A 25,812-nucleotide genomic window follows, 5' to 3' on the forward strand; every position below is an offset into this window, starting at 1 on the left:
TTATGTTTATCGATATTCCACTTCTTACAGTCTCCCTACCTGAGCAGTTTAATGCCGCGAGCTATTTTCTGGATCGTCATCTAGCAGAGGGGCGTGGCGAGCGGACGGCGATCTATTATGAGGGTAATGCCTACACCTACGCCCAGATCGCGGAACAGGCCAATCGTGTTGGTAGTGGCCTGAGCGAGCTAGGGATCGAGATGGAGCAGCGCGTGGCCCTGATCCTGCTCGATTCACCAGCCTTTGCCGCAAGTTTCTTCGGCGCGCTCAAACTTGGCGCGGTCCCCGTTCCCATGAATACAATGTTGCGCCCAGACGATTACATCTACCTGCTCAATGATTGTCGTGCCAAGGTACTCTGCGTACACGCTGAACTCTGGCGCGCAATACGGCATATTCTGCCGCGCCTCCTCTACCTGCGCCACGTCGTAGTCGTTGGTCTGGAGCAGAGCGGAGAGCGTGAGAATGCGACCTGCCATGACTTTGAGCTCTGGCTGCGGCGCGCCTCCCCAGACCTGAAGGCCGCGCGTACCAGTAAGGATGATAGCGCTTTCTGGTTGTATAGCTCCGGTAGCACTGGCTTTCCCAAGGGCTGTGTGCATTTGCATCACGACATGACCTATTGCTGCGAGTATTATGCGAAACCTATATTGCAAATAAATGAACGTGATATCTGCTTTTCCGCTTCTAAGCTCTTCTTCGCCTATGGCTTTGGCAATGGGCTGTACTTTCCCTTCGCGGTAGGGGCCAGCGCCGTACATTATCCAGGCCGCCCTCAGCCCGAAGCTGTTTTCCAGGCCATTGAGCAGTATCGCCCGACCATCTTCTTCGGGTCGCCCGCGCTCTATGCCAATATGCTGGCTTCAGGGAAGAGCTACGACCTTTCTTCTCTACGGCTCTGCGTTTCCGCAGGCGAGGCGCTCCCCGCCGACATCTGGCGGCGCTGGCAGCAGCGATATGGAGTCGAGATTCTGGATGGCATTGGCAGTACGGAAATCCTGCATATCTTCATCAGCAATCGTACAGGCGAGGTGCGTCCCGGTAGTACAGGCAAAATCGTGCCGGGCTACGAGGCGCGTATCGTTGATGAGCGAGGAGCAGAGGTAGCACCGGGCGAGATGGGAACGCTGCTCATTCGCGGCGACAGTACGGCGGCCTGCTACTGGAATAAGCATGAGAAGACCCTGGATACCATGCGTGGACGCTGGATCGCTACAGGCGACACCTACACGCAGGACGCCGACGGTTACTACTGGTATGGTGGGCGCGTCGACGACATGCTCAAGGTCAATGGGCTCTGGGTTTCGCCAGCCGAGGTCGAAGGCGCTCTAATGGCTCATCCAGCCGTTCTACAGGCCGCGATAGTCGGAGCGGCGGACCAGGATGAGCTTATCAAGCCCAGGGCCTATATTGTCCTGCAAAGTGATCACGAACCATCCGAGACACTGGTAAACGAGCTCAAAACGTTCGTCAAAGCTCGCCTGGCCTCCTTCAAAGCCCCCCAATGGATCGAGTTTGTCTCCGAACTACCCATGACCGCGACCGGCAAAATTCAGCGCTTTGTACTACGAGAGGCCTCCCGACCCCAAATGTAAGGGTGTGCAGGATGGTACTGTTGCTGATGTAACAGCACCATCCTGTCCCTATATGTTTGTAGTCATGTCGCTTTGGCAGTAGCGTCCTTTTCTGGAATGGGCTGGCTTTCAACACACTATCTGTATATATGCATCTGCTGCCCCTCTCACATTCTATTACCACCACATTCATATATAACAAAGCTCTACAATAAATGTCATGTCATGAAATTGCAGATCGCATGTCGCCTTATTGCATTGAATAACCGCAAATATTAATGTTATATTGAAAAAAATTAATATATTTTAACAATTGAATACGCACACTATCACCTTAATAACTTCTACACAAAATTTTCACAACCTCTACCCACAAAACTCCTTCCATTACGCAAGCTCGTGATCATTTCTGAATCTGAACAATTGCTGTTCAGACTCATTTTACATACATAGTTGTGTCATGTTTGCCAACTACGTAGTTGGCAAAATGTAAGGAGGCAAGATCATGATCGCATCGACGAATTGGACGCGACGCGATAAGGCCCAACTCCGTAAGGGGCTGCTCTTTATCAGTCCCTGGATCATTGGCTTTCTCGCATTTGTGCTCTATCCGCTCATCTACTCGTTCGTAATGAGCTTCGCGCGCTACTCAGGCTTACAATCGCCTGTCTGGCTGGGCTTCCAGAACTATGTCCGTCTCTTCACCGATCCCCTGGTTTGGAAATCAGTCGACAACACGGTGTTTTACGCCATCCGGGCTGTCCCTATAGGCCTCATCATTGGCCTCTTGCTGGCTCTGGCGATGGGACGCGCGGTCAAAGAAGTGTCTGTCTATCGCACCGCTCTCTACCTTCCCTCGCTGATCCCCATATTTGCCATGTCGTTCATCTTTATCGTCCTGGTCAATCCACAATATGGGGTCGTCAATGAGTTCCTGGGGCTCTTCGGCGTTCCTAACACCAACTACCTTGGCGATCCTATCGGAGCCAAAAACGTCATTGTGGCCCTGGCACAGCTTGGGGCAGGCAACACGGCCCTGATCTTCCTGGCTGGTCTCAATGGCATACCTCAGACGCTCTATGAAGCGGCCCGCATCGATGGGGCAAGTCGCCTGACTTCGTTTCTGCGCATTACCCTTCCGCTCCTCTCCCCCGTGATCCTCTTCAACCTGATTACGGGCCTCAGTGCCGGACTTCAGGTCTTCACGCCCGCCTATATTATGACTAATGGCGGACCCGATAACGGCACCCTCTTCTACATGTACTATATGTACAAAAATGCCTTTAGCTACGCTCAGCTAGGCTATGCTTGTGCCCTCTCGGTTGTGCTTTTCCTTGCCGGACTCGTGCTAGCCCTGATTGTCTACACCATTGCCCAACGCTTCGTAAACTACGAAATCGTCAGCTAGCAATCCCTGGACATACACAATTTCATCCCCAACCCGCAAACTGGTCTACAGGTCCGGTTGAATAGAGATACTCAATTGCGGGTGCGCAATAAGTTCTTATGCGAAAACCAACCCTCATTCGAGGGCACGGCGCCGCTAGCGCGGCTAGCGCTGGCGCGCTCAGGTTTCCGGATAAGGAATAAGGAGAGTAATTTATGAAGGCAGCCTTGAGCACACCAGAATTTGAGCAGCGCGAACGCGCCATTGAGCAGCGCAAACGCATGCTTGCCACGCGTAAAATGATTGATCTGGGCGTGACGCGTTTCTTCCTGATTGTTATGTCGCTAATCTTCCTGATCCCGTTCTACTGGATGATCGTAACGGCACTTAAATCGAATCCGGAACTGGCACAGGTTCCACCGACGATCCTTCCTCAAAGCTGGCAATGGGATAACTTTGCCAAGGCCTTTCAGACGATCCCTTTCGCGAGCTACTTCGTAAACTCCGTCCTGATTACCGCGCTCGCCGTAGTGGGTGCCCTGGTTTCAAACTTGATCGTTGCCTATGGCTTCTCCTGCATTGAATGGCGAGGACGCGATCTGGTCTTCTACCTCGTCTTAGCCACCATCTTCATTCCCTTCCCCCTGGCGATTATTCCCCAGTTTGATATGTTCGCCTGGCTCCACTGGATCAATACCTATCTTCCCCTGGTCGTACCCTCGTTCTTTGCCAGTGCCTTCTACACCTTTATGCTACGCCAATTCCTGCTCCAGATTCCTCGCGATTTGCTGGACGCCGCCCGTATCGATGGTGCTAGCGAATGGCGCATCCTCTGGCAGGTGGTCGCGCCTATGGCAAGACCAGCCCTGGCAGCGGTTGGCATCTTCGCCGCGATTGGAGCCTGGAATGACTTCATGGGACCACTGATCTATCTGCAAGATGACGCTTTGCAGACGCTTTCGATTGGCCTGCAAGCCTTCCGTTCGACGCACGATATCCAGTTCAACCTCTTGATGGGGGCTTCCGTACTGGTCATCTTGCCCGTAACGATCCTCTTCTTTGTCTTCCAGCGCTTCTTTATCCGTGGCGTTACGTTGGGCAGCATCCGCTAGGACTTATGCCGCTATTACCTATAGCAGTACGCGGAACGCTTGAGCCGCGCTTACATATGAAGAAGCTCAAGACTTCTGACCACTGCTTTACTACTTTGTGCAAAAAGGAGTCATTTTATGCTTGTCCAGCGCTATATACTTAAGGGCGGCGCGGTCTTCCTGCTGCTGCTACTCTTCTCCGTGGCGTTTTCCGCGTGTGGGTTCGGGCAGAGCGACCCCCATGAGGTCGTCTTCTGGACCTCGGTCAACGATGACATTGATATCTCAGCAGAAAAACAGATTATCGCTGGCTTTGAGCAGGAGAACCCCGGCTACCATGTGCGTCTGGTCAGTAAGCCGTCTCCCTCCACAGGTGACGCGACAGCCCTTATCACGGCGGTTCGCGGTGGTACACCCCCCGATGTCTATCTGGTTGACCGCTTCACTGTAAGCCAGTACGCGGCTATTGGCCTCTTGTCAGATCTCCAGTCATATGTCGACCAAGATGGTGGAACGCTGGGAAGCAATTACCTGCCCTTCGCCTGGAAGGAGGCTTCGTACCGGCAGCATCCCTATGGTCTGCCAATGGATACCGATGCGCGTGCGATGTACTATAACAAGGACCTTCTGAAGGCAGCGGGTATTGATCCAGCGATCCTTGATCCCTCGAACGGCCCCATGTCTATCGACGAGGTGATGGAAATCGCCAAGAAGATGAACAAGATGGACGCGAAGGGGAACTATACCGAGTTGGGGCTGATCCCCTGGTCCGGACAGGGTTTCCATGCTACCTGGGGCCTGGACTTCTCAGCCAAATTCTATAATGAGCAAACCTGTCAGGTCACGCCTACCGAGTCGGGCTTCTCAACGGCGTTCAAATACTTCCAGCAGTGGAGCAAGGATCTTAATTATGGCAAGGTAGATACCTTCTTAGCGACTTACCAGCCCCCCAACGCTCCCCCCAGTCAGACGCCCATGTTTACGGGTCACCTGGGCATGTCGGTTGACGGCAACTGGACGCTGTCGAGCATTCAGCAGTATGCTCCCCAACTGAACTATGGCATCACGTACCTGCCAGTCTTACACAAGGGAGATCGCCCCTTCACATGGTCGGGTGGCTTCTCACTGGTCATGCCAGAGGGCGCGCCTAACACGGTTGGCGGCTGGAAATTTATGAAGTATATGACTGGCCCCAAAGGGCAGGCCATCTATACCAAGGTCACCAGCCACCTCCCAACGTGGCAATCTTTGCTGAACGATACCAGCCTCATTCAGGGCAATCAGAAATTCTTCGCTGACATGATGAAGTTCTCCGAGAGCCGTCCACCCCTTCCTATCGGCGCTCAATACTCAGATGCCATGGACGCGGCCCAATCTTCTGTCCTGCTTGGCACCTCAACTCCCGAAGTGGCACTACAGCAGGTCTATCAACGCCTGCAACCTCAGATGCAACAATATTGTCCATTCAAGCTTGATTAGTCCCCCCGTAAAGAAGGAAGGGAGTGCTGGTTTTCACGGAAACCAGCACTCCCTTTATATTTGCGTATCCTTATTGACCAGTGAAGGCGCGGGTAGGGGTGATACGTATCGGTTGCGAATACAGCATAACAAATGCTTCGGCGGGAACGCCTATCCTTTGCAGCCCCTCATGGTATTTCTCGCCATAGGCTCGCACAGCCTCACTTCCCTCTCCCTTTCCAAGCAATTTGGCGGTCCCTTCAAGTACCACGACATCAAAACCATTTTGTGTGTCATCGAGCGCCAGCGTCACAGAGGGATTCTGGCATAAATTTGCGATCTTCCGAGTATGCGGTTTGCTCCAGATCAGAAGCGTCGCGCCTTCCCAGAGAAACCATACAGGTACAGTATGTGGACGCCCATCAGGGCGAACAGTGGTAAGCCAGGCCATCTTATTAGTACGAAGCCGTTCTTCCACATGTGATTGTAGAACTACAGACATAAATCTCCTTCCTTACCTCAACAAAGATGTTGTTGAGAGCGTACACTCTCGCCTTACCTGAGAGTCAAGAGAAAAATTCTGCGCCTACATATTGGGCCGTCTCGCTTTGAGCGCGGTTTCTCTGCTATACACCAGTTGGTACGGTGGTAAGCTTGACGAATTCATGGGTCCCCAAACGGCTGAGTACTTGCCGAATGAAGGATGGGAACGCCGACAGAGCCGTTTGAGCATCAACGAATTCCGGTTTCTGGAATACATATTCTCGCTTGTGCCAGCGCAGGCTCCCTTGTTCGGCGGCGCGCAGATTACGCAACCAATCCACCTGCGGGCCATAGGTCAGGGCGATGATAAAGCCATCGCTTACTTGCCAGACCATAATTGGAATCTCATACGTCTTTCCGCTACGCCGACCAACATGGCGCAAAAGCGCGAACGGACCACGGCTCCCACGGGCCAGATTACGCAAGACCGGATTGACGAAACGCTTAACGAAATTTCTTAACCCCTTGTTATCCTTACTCATAATCGTTCCTCCTTGAATCATGCAGGAGCATAGAGAACTATAATGACAGCTTATTTTTACGGTGCCAACGCGCGCATAATGATCTCAACCACCGCGTCGGCGCGACTACTGACCATTGAGGAGGCTCCCTCCCCGCCAAAAACCAGCCCCAGAACGCTAGTCGTAAGCAGCCCGCCTAGTAACGTATATGCCACCACCTCTACATCAATGTCCGCGATCAGCTTTTGCTCCTTTGCCGCTGCGAGCAAGCCCGTAATGAGAGAGAGACCCTTCTGGGTGACAGTCGAAAAGAAGAGCGAGCCAAGCTGGGGAAAACGCGAAGACTCGGCGAGGATCATCCGCACCAGAGGGAGATATCCTGGCTGAGTGACCATAGTGACGATCTCACGCGAGAGGCTCAGTAGCCCCTGGCGAAGTGATGGTAGATCATGGGGGGCGGGTAAGTTAGCGAGCTTCTCAGAGAAGCCCGGCTGCTCCATCGTCAAATGTTTCAGGACATCAACAAAGAGCGCCTCTTTGTTGGCATAGTAGCGATAGAGCGTCTCCTTAGAAGCGATACCAGCCTCCGCCAGAATGGCCTCGATGCTCGTCGCTAAATAGCCCTGTTGAAGAAATAGCCGATGGGCGGCGGCACGCAACCGCTCTCGCGTCTGCTGAGCACGCTTGTTGAGTTGTGATTCCATACTTCCCCTTCCATAATCGTAACGTACGGTACGTTACGATTATGGAAGAAAAACGAATTTTTGTCAAGTGCCGCTGCTGAAGCGACGCGGCTACATATGGGCTTACAGTGGAAGGGAAAGCATTAGGTAAAGCCGCTGCTGAAGGGACGCGGCTACATATGATGAAGATGGGGATTTTGTTCATGAGGGTGATCTCGAATGTACATGACGTGTATCACCTGACCCTCACGCCCCAAACCACACCCAACCTCAACGTGATGCGCACCCTTATGCTCATATACGAGCTAGCAGATGGGAATAATATCTGCTAGCAAATACAGGCATTGACCGCTAGTATTCTTGTGGAGAATATGCTACATTGGTGATTAGCAATCTAATTGCTTTATTGCTAATGAGCGAGAAAGGATGAGAACGCTTTGAGTAATAACTGGTTACGAGACTACACCGTACTGGCACTGAGGCTACAGAAGACAATTGATGAGCATACAAATTACGAATCTCTTGAGGAATATCAGCCACCGGAATGGTATGAACAGGTGCGGCATGAGCCCGTTCAGCCAGCGGATGTGCTGGCACAACACGCACAGGAGTTGAGCGCGAGTCTATCTCAGCAAGGCTTTGAAGCTCATCGCGAGCGGTATTTAGCAAAGCAAGTACGCGCGCTTGAAACGGTTGCTCTGCGCCTGCGAGGCGAGCGCTTTACATTACAGGAGGAGTTAGAGCGCTGCTTTGATCTTCAGATCGAGTGGTTGCCTGAGAGTTCATTTGAGGAGGCATACACTCTCTACGATGAGGCCCTGCCTGGAAGCGGCGACATAGCCGAGCGCTTGCGGCGCTGGAGAGCGTCCGTAACCTTGCCACCGGAGAAAGCGCACCTGTTACCCTCTTTCCTTCAGCGAGCCCTGGATGAGGCTCGACGGCGCACACGGGCTCTCATCTCGCTGCCAGCCGATGAGCAGACCGGGATTCAGGTTATCCATGACCAGCCTGTGAGGGCTGTAGCCTGTTATCTGGGAGAACATCGTGGGCGCGTCCACCTCAACCCCCAGGTTCCCTTCCCCCTCTCAGACCTCTTCTATGTTCTCTGCCATGAAGGCTATCCCGGCCACCTCGCGGAAGCCATGCTGAAAGATGATGCCCTGATCCAAGAGCGAGGTTATCTTGAGCAGCGCGTGTGTTTTCTGTACACGCCGCAGTTAGTGTTAAGCGAGGGCATTGCCCTCCTCGCCCATGAAATGCTCTTCGCACCAGGAGAGGCGCAACAATGGCTGGCGGAACATATCTATCCAGAGGCGGGTATAGACCCTGATACGAGTGATTTGACGAAGATCCACCGCGCCAATGACCTCCTATACGGGGTTTCGTGTAACGCGGCCTGGCTTTTGAGAGAAGGACGCTCACCTGCGGAAGCGCTAGATTACCTTATGCGCTATAGACCCATGAGTGAAGAGGCGGCACGCCGTGAGCTTGCCTCAATGCAGCGCCCCTTCCATGATACCTATATCTTCACCTATTTTCATGGTCGCCGTTTGCTAGAGCCATACCTGCAAGGCCCTCAACGCCAGGAACGCTTGCGGCAAGTGCTTACGCAGCAGGTGTTGCCTTCCGATCTCAGCATGAGAGAGCTTTAAGAGCTAACAACGGACGAGAACTTGTCATGTGTGTCTCGCGCAATGGTGTTGATGAATTCGCGCGCCACACGCGAGATAGAGCCTACCCGACGATAGACCAGGGCAAAGATAAACTCCTCGGGAAGATCGGCAATGGGGAGCAGGACCAGATCATGGTCAACTTGAGATGGTCGGATCAGGGCGGGAAGTGTCAGCGTGACGCCGATGTCTTGCCGCACCATCTCCTTCAAGCCCTCGACCGATTCGATTTCGACGAGTGGGCGCATCCGTAGCCCTCGCTGGGCAAAAATGCGCTGCGTAATCTGTCCCATGCGGGAGGTCTCGTCCAGCAACAGAAAGGGCTCGTGTGCTATCCGCTCCAGTGTCACCGCCGACTTGTTGGTCTGAGCCAGTGGATGGCGGATCGAGACCAGCAGGTGAAGCGGTTGGCGAAAGAGCTCTTTTGTAATGAGGAGTTCGGATTGTAGCTTGGGATCGAGGATAAAACCAAGTTCAATCTCTCCCTGCTCAACAGACGTAATTAACTCGTCTGTATGGTTCACGCGCACCTTTAAGCGTACGTGGGGATAGTGTTGGTGGAAGTTCGCGAAGAGCTCAGGCAGGAAGGCACTTGCCAGAGATTCTATGCAACCCAGCAGGAGCGTCCCGCGATGCCCGCCTCGAAGCTCGGAAAGCTCCTGCTGACCCTCCTGTAGCTGTTCCAGGGCGTTGCGAACGTGGCGCGCGAAATCTTGACCCGCTGCTGTGAGCGTGACACGCTTCTTCTTGCGCTCGAAAAGCTCTACCCCCAACTCCTCTTCCAGGGTCGCTATCTGGCGGCTTAATGCCGATTGCGCGACCAGAGACAGTTCCGCCGCCTTACGAAAGTTCTGCGTCTGCGCCGCCGCCAGAAAATAGGTAAGCTGGTGCATTTCCATTTTTGTTTTTCTCTCTTTATAGGTTGTATCTCTGCTAAGGTTCGCCGCCGCAGGCGGCGAAGGGGAAAGTAGTACGCAGAGGGGCGTCAGCCCCTCTGCACTCCCTGCTTCATGCGGTGCGAAGAAACATATGTAGGCGCAGAGCTTCAGCCTGCGCCGTCTCGCCACGGTAGGGTATAAAGCGTTCGCTAAAGCTGAACGCCTATATATCGGGCTCTCCCTGCGCCGTCTCGCCACGGTAGGGTATAAAGCGTTCGCTAAAGCTGAACGCCTACATATCGGGCTCTCCCTGCGCATGTTCCTCTACGTCTCCACTTCACTTCCTCGCCTCAATACTAGTTGATCTCATATTGAGATCATAAGTATATCAAATAGATGTTGGACGCATCAACTTGTCTGGCTTATACTGAGGCTGTGATCACTCTGGTGCCAGTCGTGACGCGGAATGCGCAATCCGCTTTTTGAATTCAGACATACATTGAAGGACTCCTCGCTGGAGTGGAAATGAGAGAGCTATGACCCAGGTTGAGCAACTGGCTGAATTTGTCGTGCGTGCGAGATACGAGGATCTCTCGGAAGAGGCACGCCAACAACTCAAGATTCGCATTCTCGATGCGCTTGGCTGCGCCATTGGCGCGCTTGACGGCCCGCCTATCAAGGCTCTTCGCACCCAGATCGATGACTTTGGGGGTCGTCCCCTGGTCACGCTCATTGGCGGTGGGCGAACCGCTCCGGACCGCGCGGCATTCTATAACTCGGCTCTTGTTCGCTATCTGGACTACAACGATAGCTACATTGCTAAGAATGAGACCTGTCATCCTAGCGATAACCTGGGAGCCGTCCTGGCTGCCAGCGAGTACGCGCATCGGGACGGCAAAGAGTTACTGACCGCTCTGGCGCTGGCATACCAGGTACAATGCCGCCTCTCGGATGTGGCCCCGGTCCGAGCACATGGCTTTGACCACACTACACAGGGAGCATACGCGGTAGCGGCTGGCGTGGGCAGAGCGCTTGGGCTCGATGAGAAAGAGGTCGCGAACGCCATTGCCATCAGTGGAACCGCTTACAATGCCCTGCGTGTCACCCGCACTGGAAGCCTCTCTAACTGGAAGGGGCTGGCCTATCCCAACACAGCCCTGGGCGCGACCCACGCTGCCTTCCTCGCTATGTATGGCATAACTGGTCCAATGGAGGTATTTGAGGGCAACAAGGGTCTGATGGATGCCATCACCGGCCACTTTGAGCTTGACTGGTTGCAGGAGAACCTTGAGGCCGTCAGGCGGACCAGCGTCAAGCGCTATAACGCGGAGTTCCATTCACAGTCCGCGCTTGAAGGTATCCTGGAACTATGCACGACACACCAGATACAGCCAGAAGACATTGAACGCGTGGGAATCGACATCTTTGATGTGGCCTACCATATCATCGGGGGAGGGGAAGAGGGCGATAAGCAAGCGGTACGCACCAAGGAAGAGGCCGATCACAGCTTGCCCTACATGGTAGCGGTAGCCCTGCTGGATGGCGAGGTCTCCCCGGCGCAGTACGCGCCTGAGCGCATCACGCGCGAGGACGTACAAAGCCTGTTACGCAAGGTAGTGATCCAGCCAGATGACACCCTGAGCGAGCGCTTCCCCGTTGAGATGCCCTGCCGAATAACGATCACGCTCAAAGATGGTCGGACGCTGCGTACGGAGAAGCGGGACTTCGAGGGCTTCCACGCTCGACCGATGTCCTGGGAGCAGGCCGTTGCTAAATTTGAGCGCCTCGCCGCTCCCTACGCCTCCGCCACCTGCCGCCAGGGCATCATTGATGCTATCGCCCACCTTGAAACAAAGCAGGTTGAGGATTTAACAAAGCTGCTAAGCGAACTTGGTGGCTAGGGCATGCCGCAAGCTGAAGCCTACATATAACCTCCCACCAATGGGAACCCAAGCATATATTAAGAAGGAGAAACCAGATCATGAGCGAGCGAGCATTTCCATTTATACGTATGAACGAGCGTGAGGGCAAGCCTCGTACCCGTGGCATTACCGAAATCCGAGGACCATACTATACGCCGATGGGCAAACGCTACCTGGAGGATGTCTTAGAGACGATGGGCGAATATGTTGATTCGCTCAAGTTCGCGGGTGGCTCCTTTACACTCATGCCAGAGAAGCAACTCCGAGAGATCATTGATCTGGCCCATAGCTACAATGTACAGGTCTCGACGGGAGGCTTCATCGAGCACGCGCTGACTCAGGGACTCGATGTTGTCAACCGCTACATTGAGGAGTGCCACAATGTCGGCTTCGACATCCTTGAAATCTCAAGTGGCTTCATCACCATCCCGGTCGATGACTGGCTGCGACTGATTGAGAAGGTCCAGAAAGCCGGGCTAAAGGCCAAGCCAGAGGTTGGTATCCAGTTTGGCGCGGGAGGCGCGAGTGCGGCGGAGGAGCTTGAGTCCGAGGGGACGCGCGATGTAGATTGGGCCATCGGGCAAGCGAAGCGCTTCCTTGATGCCGGAGCCTACATGATTATGATTGAGTCCGAGGGTATTACGGAGAACGTCAAGACCTGGCGCACCGACGCGGCAGCCAAGATCATTGGCGCGCTCGGCCTGGAGAAGGTCATGTTCGAGGCTGCGGACCCAGAAGTCTTTGCCTGGTATATCAAAAATTACGGGCCCGAAGTAAATGTCTTCGTGGACCATAGCCAGATCGTTCAGCTTGAGTGCTTACGCGCGGGCATCTGGGGAACCAAGAGCCTGTGGGGCCGAGTCCTGACCTATAAAGGATAAGAATTGAAGTAAAAGCGCCTGGGGAGTGTGCTTCCCAGGCGCTTCCTTTTCATTCCTACTTCATACATGTCGAGAAGTCCTATTCAACGTGGCTACATCTGGGGAAGGGCTAGTTTATCGAGGGGAAGCCGCTGCTGAAGCGACGCGGCTACATATATGGGCATTTCTGAGGAGTGATGGTTCTTTGAATTCAGAATTGCCTTCAATAGGCGCTCTCACTTAATACAGGAGGGGATCTCATATGTAGCCGCGTCGCTTTAGCAGCGGCCTCCAGAGGTGAAGGTGTGACGCGGAGGGGGTGCGGGTGCGGCCCCCGACTCGGGGTCCGCACCGCACTCCATCCGTCCGCCCGCCCGCGCGACGCGGGCGGGGTCCTGCACGATCCCTCCGAAGGGAGGGGGTCTACTGGTTGTCGCTGGCGGTGAGCGCCTGGAGGGCGCCCTCCCGCCTGCCGGCAGTCCTGGCGGCCACGCCGGCACGCTCCTGGGCCCTCATCAGGGCCTCGGTGGCGGCCGTGTTGGCGACCACGGCGTCCGCGGCGGAGACCTCCACCAGCGTCTCGATGCCGAAGACGTCCAGGGCGACTCGCGCGCCGTCCGACGTGGAGAGGTCCCGCAGGGCCTCCACCGCCACGTCCGAGGACGCGAACCGGCGGAAGAAGACGTTCCGCTGCATCTCGGGGGAGAGCGCGTCCAGGGCCGCGTTCGCCACGTGCGTGGCGGAGATGTGGCCGTTGGTGAGACTCATGTTCACCAGGTCTTCCCCCATGACGTACCGCGGGATGGCGCCCAGGAAGCGCTCGATGCCCAGGTGCTTGACGGCGAAGGCGGTGAGCTGCTTCCCGTACCGGTCGACGATCTTCTCCCGGGTCACGTAGCCCGCACCACCGATCACGATGAGCGCGGCGAGAACACCGAGAGCTCCTTCGAAGTACTGCATGAGAACCCCTTCCGTAGGGTCTCGTAGGGAGGAGCATCCTAATGGCGTGCTCCTTTCGGCAGAACCGTCAAAGTCCCTTCCGCAACGTCGATACTAAATGGTAGACGCGCTGGCAAGAGAGCTAATAACGATATTCTGAGTGTAGCATCTTAGCTGTTAAAATGCAAGACGCCAGTATTCTTTATAGATAGTAGGTTGTAAATTTGTGAGGTATTTCACAATTTGAAGAGAGAGTGAGTATGTGGCAGCAATCAGCCACATACTCACTTTTTTGCCGGGTTAGGGCTTGAGGTCTTCGCAGGTGACCATGAAGAGCAGGTCGAGCATGCTGTTGACCCCAAGGGGATCTCGCAGGCTTTGTGCGAGGTCCAGATTACCTATCGTGACCTGCATAGGCGCGACGATACTGGCTGTTGTGGGGATAAATGGAACACTTGCCGAATGTGTCAATTGCTGGACGCTTGGGTTGGCCGCCTCTTTGGCAGGCAGGCTGGCATATGTGGTTGTCGCCGATGGAGTGGGCGTCATACCAGTAATGATAGGGCAGGAGGCATCATTCCCAAACATATATTGTAGATCGGGCGCGATCTTCTCACAGATGGGCATGAAGTCACCCGAACCGTCCTGAATCTCGTTGGAATAGGGCGGGCTGAGGACTAAGCGATGGATGCTCGTTGTATCGAGGTCGCGCGCGTAGTTCGCTAGCTTGATGATTGAGGCACTATCCATACTTGTCAGCAGGTGGCCCTTGAGGTCAGACAGATATTCAGGGACCTTGGTGACTACGTCCACGCCCTGTATCTTAGCCTTGAGCGCGCTCAGAAGTTGCTGTTGTCGAACTGAGCGCCCAAAGTCGCCTCCCATATCCGAGTGGCGTGTGCGCACATACTCAAGGGCCTCCACACCGTTCATATGCTGCGGACCCGGTGCGATGTTGAGGCGCTTATAGCTCTTGACGTCCTTGTTATTCACATCGTTAGGATATGTATCGTCGACCATCGGGTGCAGGGCATCAATGTCTACTCCACCAGCGGTATCTACGACCTTGACGAAGCCATCCAGGCCGACCCAGGCGTAGTCGTTGATATGAATGTTAAAGTTCTGCTCTACCGTAGCGATTGCCAGACCGACGCCATCCAGGTGTGGATCTTTGGCATGTTGACCGTTATGACCATTGGCATAACCGGTAGAGAAGGCGGCGTCCATTTTGCCTTGCCCATAACCAGGAATGACGACGCGCATATCGCGTGGAATGGAGAGCATACCAACATAATTGGTCGCGGGATCGATGGTGACCACAATATCGGTCTGTGCCAGAGGGGCAGTGTTTTTGCCATCGGTATCGCTACCGAGCAGGAGGATATTCACGCGCCCACCGCTCAGGATGTCGCCATTGTTGCTCGTATCGCTATGTGAGCCATTCGTACCGAACTCCGTTGGCATCTGGCCGGTAATCTGCTCAATGGACGAGGCCAGATGCGTCTCGTAGTACCAGACGCCGGGTGTCAGCACAAGTAGCAGTAGGACCAGGATGCCAACGAGTATGCGAGCCCAGATGGGGAAACGACGCTTTTTACGCGGCCCCTTCCCGCCAGAAGGAGGTTGGACAGGCGGTGGTGGTGTACGCGGAAGCTCGCCGGGCATGACAGGCGGGAAGACAGGTCGCGGAGTCTGCGGTAGCGTACTGGGCATCTGGGGCGCACCACTATTCATAGGCGGTTGTTGCCCACGCGGAGGCCCTAATGGCGGAGTCTGCGGTATTGATGGGAACGTGTTAACGGTTGAGATATCCGGGGCGGAGCGCGCGTTCACGCCCGGAGGTATACCAGGACCTGGCTGCCCACCCGGACCTGGGGCTGGGTTCGGGTTGAGTTGCGCGGTAATCCTGGGTCGAGCGCCAGGTGCTAACGGTTGAGCATTAGGCTGAGCACTCTTATCAAGCGTCACCACATCCTGACTCTGATCCTGATCGTTCTCTGGTAGCTTTTGTGTATGCGGCCGTAAGTGCTTAAACTGGCGTTGCATTCAACTTGCACCTCCATACATATTGTGAGCACACGAACAACCTCCTCTAGCCTCAACCCTCTCCACACGTACAAATACGCCAGTTGCTTGAGGTACTCCATCTTACCACATTCCGTTGTACTCTTGCTCGCATTCACCGGCATAAGCATTTATGTAAATTCATTGCTTTGTCTTTAAGGCATATGCCGATATATATACATGATATCGTTGGCACCGCGAAAATCATCTCGCTTTCTTTACGGAACGTGGCAAAGCAGGACCTTTCGGTCAGTACCAGTGTCATTTCTCCAATACTTCCTGAATCGGTAGAAGCTTGCGAGCTTTAAAATGGTGGAACAAATGTCTTGACTCTCAAGTTACTTGATAGTTTATACTTTGGGCAGCACAGAGGGATTGAGGGAAGGCAGGCAGAGATGATCAAGATTGGCGAGTTCTCAAAGTTAGTGCAGGTTTCAGTACCCACCCTGCGCTACTACGATCAGGTTGGCTTGCTCAAGCCCGTTGAGGTGGACACGGTAACTGGCTACCGCTATTACGCCGCTAGCCAACTTCCAAAGATGCACCGCATTCTGGCCTTGAAAGGGCTTGGTTTCTCGCTGGAACAAATAGCTGCCGTGCTGTCCGAAGGGCTCACCCCGGAGCAGATGCGCGGTATGCTGCGCCTGCGCCACGCGCAGATAGGGCAACAGATAGCTGAAATGCAGGCCCAACTAGGCGAGGTAGAGATGCGCTTAGGCTATATTGAACGAGAGGAGCAGATAGCCACCTATGACGTGATATTGAAGCCGGTGGAGCCGCTACTGGTGGCCTCGGTACGAGCCATTCTCCCAAACCACAGCGCGAGCGGTTCACTGTTCGGTGAGGTCTATGACGCCATTTGCCCACACGTAGCCAAAGCACTTGGCCCCAATCCGGGTCAGGGCGGACAAACAATGGTCCTCTGGTATGACACTGAATTCAAAGAGCGAGATGTAGATGGGGCCGCCGCGTTTCTCCTGCGTTGTCGCGTACCGGAACGTGGACGGATGCGTGTCCACGAACTTCCCGCCGCCACGATGGCCTCGACCGTCCATCATGGCTCTTACAACACGATTGGCGACGCGCATACAGCGGTCTTAGTATGGATCGAGGCTAACGGATACCGGATCGTGGGTCCTGACCGCGAAGTGTACCTTTATAACAAAGCCCCAATTCACCTGGACGATCCTACCTATGTTACCGAAATTCAATACCCTGTCGAGAAGGTCAGTTGAGATTGTATGACTTCTCAGCGCTAAAGCGCTTCGCCTGGAACCGGGCGAGCCGCCGCAGGTGGCGAGGGGCCTGACAAAACAAATGCAAGGAGTAGCAATATGTTTACGGAGCCAAAGATAGACGAGCGCCCTGATACACACTATGTTGGTATTCGAACTATGGCAAGTTTACAGGAGATGGGGAATGGCCTCATCCCCAGACTGCATACAGAGGTCTATACCTGGCTGAAGCAGCAGGGTGTGCCGCCAGCAGGAGCGCCCTTTATTCGCTATCATGTTATCAATATGGAGACCAAATTGGATATCGAGTTGGGCGTACCTGTCGCTGGCCCCATTCCAGACGATGAGCGTGTACGCGCTGGTGTGCTCCCGGCAGGCCGCTATGCCTCGCTCATCTTCACGGGCATAGAGAATGGTATAAAGGGAAATGGGATGCTCCTCGATTGGGGCGCGGAACATGGCCTCAAGTGGGACACCTTTGAAGCTGAAGGCGGAGATGGCTTCGTCTCGCGCTACGAGAGTGAGATTACCGATCCCGCTGATGAACCAGACCCCTCCAAATGGGATACTGAGGTCGCCATCCGCATCGCAGACGAGCCCACCCACTAAGCCTGCTATATAGAAGGCATAATCTCACCACCATACATAGACGCAGCGCTTTAGCGAGCGCTGCGTCTGCATATAAAGCGTCGTAGTTGTTAATAGAGAGAGCACACGAGAGAGTCAACGTAGAAGCTATTCACGAAAATAGGACCAAATTGGGCGGAATTAAGTGGAAAAATTGTCACAAATTGGCTCGCTAAATTTACATACTGTATGAAGATCGCAAATGGTGATCTTAAGGAAATGATTTCACAGAATCAGAAAGGGAAAACGTATGTTTAATCCATTTAATTGGGTTCCATTGAACTGGGTTCCACTGAATTGGGTCCCTTAAGGATCAAACAGAGATAGCATGCTACACGCCGCTTGTATAGCGGGGTAGCTAGATACGCCTCATCTAAGCGGAAGTGCTCCAGCGATATTGCTGGAGCACTTCCGCTATTTTGTGTACCCTGAGGTTCAAACTATAGCATCAACCCTGGGATACTTGTTCGATGGCAGCGGTGCGTGTCTGGATGTCGCTGATACGCTGCATGTCGAACTTCATTTTACGGTCAAAGGTGTAGATGCCGTTCTGCTCCTGGTAGACGTCGGTAAGCTGAGTGTAGCAGTAACCGAACATGGAGGGATCATCTAGAAGAGCGTCACAGAGGCCCTTGAAGCGAGCATAGAACTCGTCGAGGGATTTTGGCGCGACACCATAACCCCAGCTATCCTTGCTCGGATCGCTCTCGGCGTTCCACCAGATACCACCAAACTCACTAACGAAGTAGGGCTGGTTGCGGTATGGAAGCGAGATTTCTCGTCCGTTGTGGCGGTTGATAAAGGGCTTGTTCTCCCTGGTTCCGGCATGGTTGGCGGCGAACTTGACCGGGTCTTGCTCATAGTCATGGCTATCGTACACATCGGTCTCGGGGACGCGGTGACTGTAGCCGGAGGCATCGAGGACCGGGCGTGTGCTATCCATCGCCTTCGTCGCCAGGAACATACCACGTGTAACGTCGTCGAGGACCGTGGTGCGGTCGGTCATGACCTGCCAGGTCTCGTTCAGGGGGCACCAGCCAATGATGGAAGGATGGGAGTAGTCGCGTTCGACAGCCTCTAGCCACTGTGTAATGTAGGTCGCGCCGGGCTGCTGATGATCGTCGTCGCGTCCGTAGCCGCCACTGCCCCAATCAGGGAACTCGCCCCAGACGAGGTATCCAAGGCGGTCGGCATGGTAGAGGAAGCGCTCTTCAAAGACCTTCTGGTGGAGGCGCGCGCCGTTGAAGCCAGCGTCCAGGCCGAGTTGAATATCATTTACCAGGGCCTCATCGCTGGGCGCGGTCATGATACCATCCGGGTAGTAGCCCTGGTCGAGCACCAGGCGCTGGAATACAATCTGATCATTGATCTTGATAGCCTTGCCTTCGATGGTCACGCTACGCAGACCGGCATAGCTGGTCGCGGCGTCCACGACGGCATCGCCGTCAAGAATCTCGATCTCTAGATTATAGAGATAGGGCGACTGGGTGGACCAGAGGTGGCGTCGCTCCTCGGGAATGGAGAGGGTGAGCTTGGGAGCGAAATCGCGGTCGGCGGGTACGCTCACCACGCAGATTTCACCTTCGTCATCTTTCAGGCGCGCGCGCAGGATAAGACCTGTGCCGAGAGCGCTCAGGGGCTGGGTGAGGTGGAAGCAACTCTGGGCGACGTCCGGTGTAATGCGGGGGCGCTTGAGCGCGACGGCGGAGACGGGCTCAAGCCAGACTGTTTGCCAGATGCCGGTTGTGCGTGTGTAGTTGCAGTCATGATTCTCATAGCGCTGAGACTGTTTGCCGCGCGCCTGGGGCGGTTGCGCGGTATCGCGTGCGCGCACGACGATAGTCACTTCGCTACCAGCCAGTCCCGAAGGAAGCTCACAGCTAAAGGGTGTAAAGCCTCCACGATGGCGTGCTACCTCGTTCCCATTGACCCAGACGGTGGTGTCATAATCGACTGCCTGGAAGTGTAGGAGTACCTGCTGCTCACCCCAGGAAGCGGGAATGGTGACTGTCCGGCGATACCAGACGGCGGGCATGAAATCCGTGTTGCCAATGCCAGAGAGTTCGGACTCGGGGCAGAAGGGAACAAGAATGCGATCTTGCAATTCGCGCTGCACCAGGCCGCGCTGGAGACCGCTATCACCGGCATCAATCTCGAACTGCCATTCACCATTGAGGTTTAGCCATTCGGAGCGGACAAATTGGGGGCGAGGATATTCGGGACGAGGTATACTCATCAGATCTCTCCTTTGTGAAATCAAATATGAAATCTAACTGCATCGTTTATCATGTATGGTAGGATACAGCTAAATGAGAGAAGAGTCCATGAGTGAATCCCAAATAAACCTTCGTGAAACCCACATCGTTGGATCTCATACCCATGAGCAGATCGTGGGCAAACAGGCGTGCCAGGCTTTGAGCCTGCATCGCATTGGACTGGTAGGAATGTCGCAGGCGCGACCGCCTTTCCGTTTTGAGCGTCCGCGTCCGTTCAATAGTCAGTTGCTCCTTTGCCTGGAGGGTTGGGGCATGATTCTGGTGGATGGTGAGTGGCAGCGCTGCCCGCCCGGTACGGCCTATCTCACGCCACCTGGGGTCGCGCACGCCTACCGCGCTGTTGAGGAGAGGCCGTGGAGTGTGTGCTGGGTGGCGTATGATGATAGTCTTGAGCAGGCGAGTATTGGGGGAGAGAGCACGCGCCAGGTCCAGGTGGACCCGCAGCCACTCGCTGCCGTGATCGCGGGTCTCTATCGTGAGTATATCGGGCAGGCGGAACCGGCGGCCATGCAGCAATGGGCTGAACTGATCGCGCTCTATGCTCAGCGCATCATCGGTCCGGAGCGCCAGGAGCGACGTTTGCAGCAACTCTGGGAGCATGTAAATCAGGATATCAGTCACGATTGGAGCAATGAAGCGCTGGCGAACCAGCTTGGTATTAGTAGTGAGCAGCTTCGCCGCCTCTGTCTGCAACAGCTTGGTGAGAGTCCGATGAAATATCTGACCCTCTTACGCATGCGCCGGGCTATGGCTCTGCTTTCCAGCGACTCCTATAGCGTGGAGCAGGTCGCGATGCGCATTGGCTATCACAATGCCTTCGCATTTAGCACCGCCTTCAAACGCGCGGCGGGGGTCTCACCCTCGGCGTACCGCGACCAGATGCGAAAATCTAAGGGATAGCAAACTGGCGCTTATTTTCGCTGCGCTATATATAGGAGAGCAAGGTAGCCTTTGGTGATGCGCCCATGATAGCGCGAATTGATCAAATCAACAATCTCTTGAAAGAGACGGTCGTGTTGCTGCTGCTCTAATATCCTGTGGTTGGAATAGGTATCAAGCAAGCGAAGATAGCTGGCGGCATCGTAAGTAACGTCCCATAGATACCGATGTACTGACACATCACGGAAGAGGTTCGTCTGCTCTATTTCGGCCTTCACTGGCTCCCGGATCTCATGGGGCCAGAATAGCTGACCATATTTCTCCTGCTGCTCTGGGACCAGTCGTCGATAGATCTGCTCGACCTCCTCAAAAAAGCCCTGAGAAGCCTCGCTCTGGACGTGTACATGCCAGAACAGGGCGATGGTCCCAGAAGGCTTGAGCGCTCGCGCTGTTTTCTGAAAGGAGATTGCGGGATCAATCCAATGAAAAGCGGTCGCGGAATAGGCGAGATCAAAGACTTCCTCTTCCAATTGCCAGTCTTCAAAGGCCTCTGTGAGGATGTTGACATGGGGGTATGGCGCGAGATTACGGCGAGCAACGGCAGCCATGTTGTCCCCAAGTTCGATGCCGAGGATGTGATAACCCCTCCGTGCCAGAGGAAGGGTCGCCTGTCCTGTACCACAGCCAATCTCGAGGAGGCGGCCATTGGGAGGAAGAGAGGTGAGCGCTACGATATCGTCAAAAAGGGCTTCAGGATAGCCCGGTCGCGCCTGATCGTATAGCAAGGCATCCTGGTTGAATGTGGCCCGCAGGCGTGCTCTTTCTTGGGTCATCTTGTCTGTTACCTCCCAGCAGATAAAGCAGAAAACATACAACATTAGCAAGTATACCTGAAGAGGAGTGTTAAATGTGATTGTCAGGGACGCCGCTGCTGAAGGGACGCGGCTACATATGTGGCACCACACCCACGCAATATGCCTCATAGGCTTACTCTCCGAAGAATGAGCATCCATGAGTTTCTTCAAGAGGAGTATCGCACATTCCCGTTTAAATGTGCAGATTTGATCTCACTTAACTATCTTGCTTAAGATACATCTGCTGTTTACAGAAGAGAGGCCTGATGTAGAGCGTTTCGCTCAGATTTATCCGTACCAGTGCTTCTGTTGGAGCGTGTATTTGCGAACTTGGTGGATCATTCAGCACTTTCTGTTACAACGCCCATATGTAGCCGCGTCGCTTCAGCAGTGGCACTAGATTTCCAGTAGTGCATTGATCTCGGCGATAGCCTGGGCATTGGTCTGGAAGTGGACGCCGTGGATGCCAAAGGCTTTAGCAGCCTTGATAGCTTCCCCCCAGTCATCGAGGAAGATTACCTCTTCGGGCGCCAGTCCCAGGCGCTCACAGGTAAGGGCAAAGATGCGCTCGTCGGGCTTTTCCAGGCCAACTTCATGAGAGTAGATGATGAACTCACTCATCTCGCTAAAATGATAGAGCTCCTCCTCACGTTCGCGCGCGCCCACGAAGCTATTGCTTAGTATGGCGGTTCGATAGCTGGGGCGCAGAGAGCGGAAGTAGTCCGCGAGTTCGACGTTAAGCTCGCCCAGGTATTCCTTCCAGAGATCACCCATAAAGGCTTCGACCTGCGGGCGATCCATTCCCAGGCGCTCCCCAATGGCTTGCTCCACATCCGCCAGGGTACAGTGTCCGAGCGAGCCAGCCTGCCAGATATCGCCGAGCCGCCGGTTTAGTTCGCCTGGTTCATGCTCTAGTTTGGCCTCCCAGCGCGCGCCGTACCCTGTTGGTGGGGTTAATTCCAGTATGCCACCAATATCGAAGACCACCGCTTTAATCGCCATACCTGTGTACTCCTTTTTCGTATCAAGGAACAATCTATATCATGTGTGGATATATCCGTGGTTGATATATTAGCAGGAGCCGATGTGGATGTCAAGAGGAACGCGAGGAGATGGTAAGGTGACGCAAGATGATAAGAGGGGGTACCGACACGTTGAGAGAGGGGACATGTCCCCTCTCTCAACATGATCAGTGTGTTCCGCGATGCGGAGCCGGGTTACCGCCGAGGTACGACCACCTCGCCAGCTCGCTGGAATTGGATCACATTGTTTCTCACTATCGGTTTACCGCCGACGATGACAGCGATGATCCCATTGGGGTGCTGCTTCGGCTCCAGGTAGGTCGCCACACTCCTCAACGTCCTGATGTTGAAGAGCACGAAGTCCGCGACCTTGCCGACCTCGATGGTGCCCCGATCCTTCATACCGAAGCGCCAGGCGGGGAGAGAGGTCATCTTGCGGACGATCTCCTCCAGGGGCATGCCCATCGCCAGCCCCCGCCGGATGGCCTCCGTGGTGGTCTGGTACAGCCTCGGGTGCGGCTTTCCAGGTGACTTCAGGTCCAGGGCCTCGTCCGTGGGGAGGCCGTCCGAGCCGATCATGGCATATGGCTTGGAGATGACCATATCCACCTCTCGCGGATTCAGGCAGTGCGAGACGAGTGTGAACTCGCCTTTCGTCGCCAGAATCAGGTCGCAGAGTGTCTCGGGGATCTCCTTCCCCCACACGCTCGCGGCCTCGGCGATGCTCTTCCCTTCCAGGAACTTGATCTCCGGATTCGGGATGTGAACGATCTGGAGGTTTTCGGGCTTGTCCGAGAAGAGGATGTTCTCCCATCCCGGAATTCCTTGCCTCAGATCACGACAGATGGCCTGGTACTGCTCGGGGGTTCCGAGCCTCTCCAGAGCGGCATTGAGCCCGCCCTCGATTGCCCAGGGCGGGAGCATGGAGTAGGGAATGGCTCCCGCTGCGTCGAACGGGTAGACATCCACGGTCACGTCCATGCCATTCGCGCGGGAGCTCTCGATGAGCTCAAGCGCTTCTCCCATCCTTCCCCAGTTGTTCGGGCCGGTGAGCTTGAGGTGGCTGATGTGCAATGCCACCCTGGCCGCGCGGGCGATCTCCAGTACTTCCTTGATGGAGTCGAGGAAGCCGTCGGCCTCGTTGCGCATGTGCGGTACGAGGACACCGCCGTAGCTGCCAACGACGCGCGCCAGGCGGATTAGTTCCTCCTTGGCGGTCCATGCGCCAGGGGCGTAGATCAGACCAAGCGAGAGCCCTGCTGCCCCAGCTTCCATGGCCTCATGGACAAGCGTCTCCATGGACCGAAGCTCGTCTTCGCGTGCCGGACGTTTGGCGAACCCCATCACGGCGCATCGCACCGCGCTGAGACCTACCAGGACGGAGATGTTCTGCCCCAGACCCAATCGACGCAGCGCCTGCATCCAGGCGCTCATGGAGGGGTAGTTCCAGGGCTCTCCCTTGCCCAGAACGGGGTCCGCCAGTTCTTGGAGCTGCGCAGTTTCAGGTCCGCAGGGAGCGGGGCTGAAGCCGCAATTCCCTATGACGGAACTTGTGATACCCTGTTGCAACTTGGGCTTCACAAGACCCTGCTTGAGTAGGGCGTTGTCGTCGTGCGTGTGCGTGTCGGTGAGCCCAGGCATGAGGACCCGCCCCTTGGCATTCAGGATGTACCGCGCATCCTCAAAGAGATTGGGCCCCACTTCTACGATGTATCTACCTCTCACCCCGACGTCGCTGACAAACGGCGGTTTTCCAGTACCGTCGATGATCGTTACGCCGCGGATTAGGAGACTGTAACGCATTACTGCTCCCTTTTCGGAGAACGGATCTTTTGGCTGGGGGTTGCGGTTGAGCAGCGCACGCTATGTGTGGTGATCACCTCTTTCATGTTCTCTATCGCATGCGATGAGTGGGCATAGCTAGAAGAATCAATAGTCGGGTATTTTTTCCAATCCTTGCGTCGGAGCATTGGCTACAACGAGCGTTCTCAAGGTGATATGGGCTCGCTGGATCTCTGCGTGAATCCCAGAGCATTACAGAACATACCGCACGGCCCCATTGCGCGCTCGATCACCCAGTACCCTGAGTGATGTCATGGCTGCGTAGAACATGGAGGTGGGTTTGTTCTTATGCTCTCCATAGAGGAGCCCAGGAAGCTACCAAACCTACTCTATGGAAGCAGTAAATTCTCATTAGAATAACATACTCTTTTGCCGCTCTACAAGCCTTTTTCTTGGCATCGGGATTACTCATAGTGAGCTTAGTGAGTAGCCAAGCTGCCATTGACACTATTGATAGCACATGTTACGCTTAGTGTATCCTTCTCCGACGCGAGGAGAGACATTCTGATGGGAAAGGTTCGGATAGATATGGTCTTCATGGGAGCCAGGAGCGCAAACAAACAGAATAACCAGCGCACCGCCCAGGGCCATATTCTGCCTATTTTTAGGAATGTTTCCGCGTGGATGCGTTAGAACAGGTAGAATGTGTAAAGGCCGTGGGCGGTGCGCTCACGGCCTTTTGTTATCCCTTTTATGACGTATGAGAAAACCTGAGCGAGAAGGAAATAATCTATGTACAATGATCACCAAGCTCTCTACGATTACCTTGTCCACGAATACAACCACCATTTTGACTACTGGGATTGGTCCTACCTGGATGGCAGGCGCGTAGATGTCTCACCAGAGCCTCGACCGTGGGATTATAGTGCGAGCATCCAGGCATATGCGCGAGATGTACGATCCATCCTCGACATGCGCACGGGCGGCGGCGACCTCTTCGCAACCTTGCTCAAGCAGTCCTCAATACCAGAAGCCTACGCCACAGAAGCCTATCTTCCTAACCTCACGCGAGCGCGCCAGCTACTAGAGCCATTCGGCGCGACTGTCTTTCAGGTGGAAGGCGAGAGCCTCCCATTGCAAGATAATACCCTGGAATTGGTCATCAACCGGCATGGAAGCTATGATCCACGTGAGGTCTCGCGTGTCCTGAAGCCTGGGCACTGCTTCGTCACTCAGCAAGTTGGTGACCAGACCAACTTGCGCATTCATGAACTGCTAGGCACGCGTAAACAGCCTACCGGGCATGGGGAGGCATCCACGAAAACTTCCTGGAATCTGCGCCATGCTGTCGCTGAATTGCGTGCGGCAGGCTGGCACATAGTAGAGCAGTACGAGCACTTTGCCATCACCCGCTTCAACGATCTTGGAGCCCTCGTCTACTACCTCAAGGCTATTCCCTGGGAGGTCCTCGACTTCAGCGTCGAGCGCTACTTTGAGCATCTCGTCGCGGCCCAGGATCTCTTCCACAGTGAGGGTCACCTGGATGTTACCTTCCATACGTTCTTTGTAGTAGCTCGTAAGGATGACTCTCTATAAAGAGCCTCAAT

At 54.7% G+C, this 25,812-nt stretch carries 21 protein-coding genes; 11 read left to right on the forward strand and 10 right to left on the reverse strand.

All coding sequences use genetic code 11. The annotated features are described in order from the left end of the window. Nucleotides 1-2: 2 nt before the first annotated feature. The 4 genes from K3T82_RS37895 (at nucleotide 3) to K3T82_RS37910 (ending at nucleotide 5,531) form a co-directional block, all read left to right on the forward strand. Nucleotides 3-1,595 carry a benzoate-CoA ligase family protein gene (locus K3T82_RS37895; RefSeq protein WP_220198694.1) on the forward strand — a complete coding sequence of 531 codons (1,593 nt, stop codon included), beginning with the start codon at nucleotides 3-5 and terminating at the stop codon, nucleotides 1,593-1,595. Nucleotides 1,596-2,079: 484 nt separating this feature from the next. After that, on the forward strand, nucleotides 2,080-2,982 hold the full coding sequence (locus tag K3T82_RS37900) for a carbohydrate ABC transporter permease (protein WP_220198695.1): 903 nt from the start codon (nucleotides 2,080-2,082) through the stop codon (nucleotides 2,980-2,982). 194 nt (nucleotides 2,983-3,176) lie between these two features. Further along, nucleotides 3,177-4,073 (forward strand): carbohydrate ABC transporter permease, encoded by an 897-nt coding sequence (locus K3T82_RS37905; protein WP_220198696.1) that lies wholly within the window; start codon nucleotides 3,177-3,179, stop codon nucleotides 4,071-4,073. Nucleotides 4,074-4,190: 117 nt separating this feature from the next. Beyond that, on the forward strand, nucleotides 4,191-5,531 hold the full coding sequence (locus K3T82_RS37910; RefSeq protein WP_220198697.1) for an ABC transporter substrate-binding protein: 1,341 nt from the start codon (nucleotides 4,191-4,193) through the stop codon (nucleotides 5,529-5,531). A gap of 70 nt (nucleotides 5,532-5,601) precedes the next feature. On the opposite strand, the gene K3T82_RS37915 is transcribed toward K3T82_RS37910, so the two are convergent. The 3 genes from K3T82_RS37915 to K3T82_RS37925 all read right to left on the reverse strand — a co-directional run bounded on the left by K3T82_RS37915 (nucleotide 5,602) and on the right by K3T82_RS37925 (nucleotide 7,218). Next, the gene (locus tag K3T82_RS37915; RefSeq protein WP_220198698.1) at nucleotides 5,602-6,012 is read right to left on the reverse strand and encodes a TIGR03667 family PPOX class F420-dependent oxidoreductase; all 411 of its coding nucleotides are present in this window, start codon (nucleotides 6,010-6,012) and stop codon (nucleotides 5,602-5,604) included. Nucleotides 6,013-6,136: 124 nt separating this feature from the next. Then, nucleotides 6,137-6,535 (reverse strand): nitroreductase family deazaflavin-dependent oxidoreductase, encoded by a 399-nt coding sequence (locus K3T82_RS37920; protein WP_220198699.1) that lies wholly within the window; start codon nucleotides 6,533-6,535, stop codon nucleotides 6,137-6,139. A gap of 56 nt (nucleotides 6,536-6,591) precedes the next feature. Further along, complete coding sequence (locus K3T82_RS37925) at nucleotides 6,592-7,218, reverse strand: TetR/AcrR family transcriptional regulator (RefSeq protein WP_220198700.1); 627 nt, start codon at nucleotides 7,216-7,218, stop codon at nucleotides 6,592-6,594. Nucleotides 7,219-7,634: 416 nt separating this feature from the next. On the opposite strand from K3T82_RS37925, the gene K3T82_RS37930 reads away from it, so the two are divergent. Continuing rightward, entirely contained in the window at nucleotides 7,635-8,849 is a 1,215-nt protein-coding gene (locus tag K3T82_RS37930; protein ID WP_220198701.1) for a DUF885 domain-containing protein, read from the forward strand. Here the strand turns inward: K3T82_RS37930 and K3T82_RS37935 are convergent. Then, nucleotides 8,846-9,766, reverse strand: coding sequence for a LysR family transcriptional regulator (locus K3T82_RS37935; RefSeq protein ID WP_220198702.1), 921 nt, complete (start codon nucleotides 9,764-9,766; stop codon nucleotides 8,846-8,848). The two genes, K3T82_RS37930 and K3T82_RS37935, sit on opposite strands and share 4 nt — an antisense overlap. Before the next feature lie 515 nt (nucleotides 9,767-10,281). Between K3T82_RS37935 and K3T82_RS37940 the strand changes: the two genes are divergently transcribed. Together K3T82_RS37940 and K3T82_RS37945 are read left to right on the forward strand one after the other, a co-directional pair. Then, a complete protein-coding gene (locus K3T82_RS37940; protein WP_220198703.1) occupies nucleotides 10,282-11,646 on the forward strand; it encodes an MmgE/PrpD family protein in 1,365 nt (454 codons plus the stop codon). A gap of 80 nt (nucleotides 11,647-11,726) precedes the next feature. Further along, nucleotides 11,727-12,548, forward strand: coding sequence for a phosphosulfolactate synthase (locus K3T82_RS37945; RefSeq protein ID WP_220198704.1), 822 nt, complete (start codon nucleotides 11,727-11,729; stop codon nucleotides 12,546-12,548). Between the two features lie 402 nt (nucleotides 12,549-12,950). On the opposite strand, the gene K3T82_RS37950 is transcribed toward K3T82_RS37945, so the two are convergent. Next, entirely contained in the window at nucleotides 12,951-13,487 is a 537-nt protein-coding gene (locus tag K3T82_RS37950) for a hypothetical protein (protein WP_220198705.1), read from the reverse strand. A 279-nt stretch (nucleotides 13,488-13,766) separates the two neighbouring features. Then, on the reverse strand, nucleotides 13,767-15,512 hold the full coding sequence (locus K3T82_RS37955; RefSeq protein ID WP_220198706.1) for an LCP family protein: 1,746 nt from the start codon (nucleotides 15,510-15,512) through the stop codon (nucleotides 13,767-13,769). Nucleotides 15,513-15,925: 413 nt separating this feature from the next. Between K3T82_RS37955 and K3T82_RS37960 the strand changes: the two genes are divergently transcribed. Together K3T82_RS37960 and K3T82_RS37965 are read left to right on the forward strand one after the other, a co-directional pair. Beyond that, nucleotides 15,926-16,765: a MerR family transcriptional regulator gene (locus K3T82_RS37960; protein WP_220198707.1), complete on the forward strand. Its 840-nt coding sequence runs from the start codon at nucleotides 15,926-15,928 to the stop codon at nucleotides 16,763-16,765. 99 nt (nucleotides 16,766-16,864) lie between these two features. After that, on the forward strand, nucleotides 16,865-17,374 hold the full coding sequence (locus K3T82_RS37965) for a GyrI-like domain-containing protein (protein ID WP_220198708.1): 510 nt from the start codon (nucleotides 16,865-16,867) through the stop codon (nucleotides 17,372-17,374). 466 nt (nucleotides 17,375-17,840) lie between these two features. Here K3T82_RS37965 and K3T82_RS37970 read toward each other — a convergent pair whose 3' ends face one another. Next, entirely contained in the window at nucleotides 17,841-19,628 is a 1,788-nt protein-coding gene (locus K3T82_RS37970) for a glycoside hydrolase family 2 protein (RefSeq protein ID WP_220198709.1), read from the reverse strand. Nucleotides 19,629-19,716: 88 nt separating this feature from the next. Here K3T82_RS37970 and K3T82_RS37975 point away from each other — a divergent pair, with 88 nt between their 5' ends. Then, complete coding sequence (locus K3T82_RS37975) at nucleotides 19,717-20,568, forward strand: helix-turn-helix transcriptional regulator (RefSeq protein WP_220198710.1); 852 nt, start codon at nucleotides 19,717-19,719, stop codon at nucleotides 20,566-20,568. Between the two features lie 11 nt (nucleotides 20,569-20,579). Here the strand turns inward: K3T82_RS37975 and K3T82_RS37980 are convergent, their stop codons facing one another. The 3 genes from K3T82_RS37980 to K3T82_RS37990 all read right to left on the reverse strand — a co-directional run bounded on the left by K3T82_RS37980 (nucleotide 20,580) and on the right by K3T82_RS37990 (nucleotide 24,226). Further along, nucleotides 20,580-21,380, reverse strand: a complete 801-nt coding sequence (locus tag K3T82_RS37980; RefSeq protein ID WP_220198711.1) for a class I SAM-dependent methyltransferase — start codon at nucleotides 21,378-21,380, stop codon at nucleotides 20,580-20,582. A gap of 417 nt (nucleotides 21,381-21,797) precedes the next feature. After that, on the reverse strand, nucleotides 21,798-22,403 hold the full coding sequence (locus K3T82_RS37985; protein WP_220198712.1) for an HAD family hydrolase: 606 nt from the start codon (nucleotides 22,401-22,403) through the stop codon (nucleotides 21,798-21,800). Between the two features lie 215 nt (nucleotides 22,404-22,618). After that, nucleotides 22,619-24,226, reverse strand: coding sequence for an N-acyl-D-amino-acid deacylase family protein (locus K3T82_RS37990; protein WP_220198713.1), 1,608 nt, complete (start codon nucleotides 24,224-24,226; stop codon nucleotides 22,619-22,621). A gap of 771 nt (nucleotides 24,227-24,997) precedes the next feature. Here K3T82_RS37990 and K3T82_RS37995 point away from each other — a divergent pair. Further along, nucleotides 24,998-25,801, forward strand: coding sequence for a class I SAM-dependent methyltransferase (locus K3T82_RS37995; protein WP_220198714.1), 804 nt, complete (start codon nucleotides 24,998-25,000; stop codon nucleotides 25,799-25,801). Nucleotides 25,802-25,812: the final 11 nt, after the last annotated feature.

This window comes from Ktedonospora formicarum, assembly GCF_016587355.1.
In the GTDB taxonomy this organism is placed as follows: Bacteria; Chloroflexota; Ktedonobacteria; order Ktedonobacterales; family Ktedonobacteraceae; genus Ktedonobacter; species Ktedonobacter formicarum.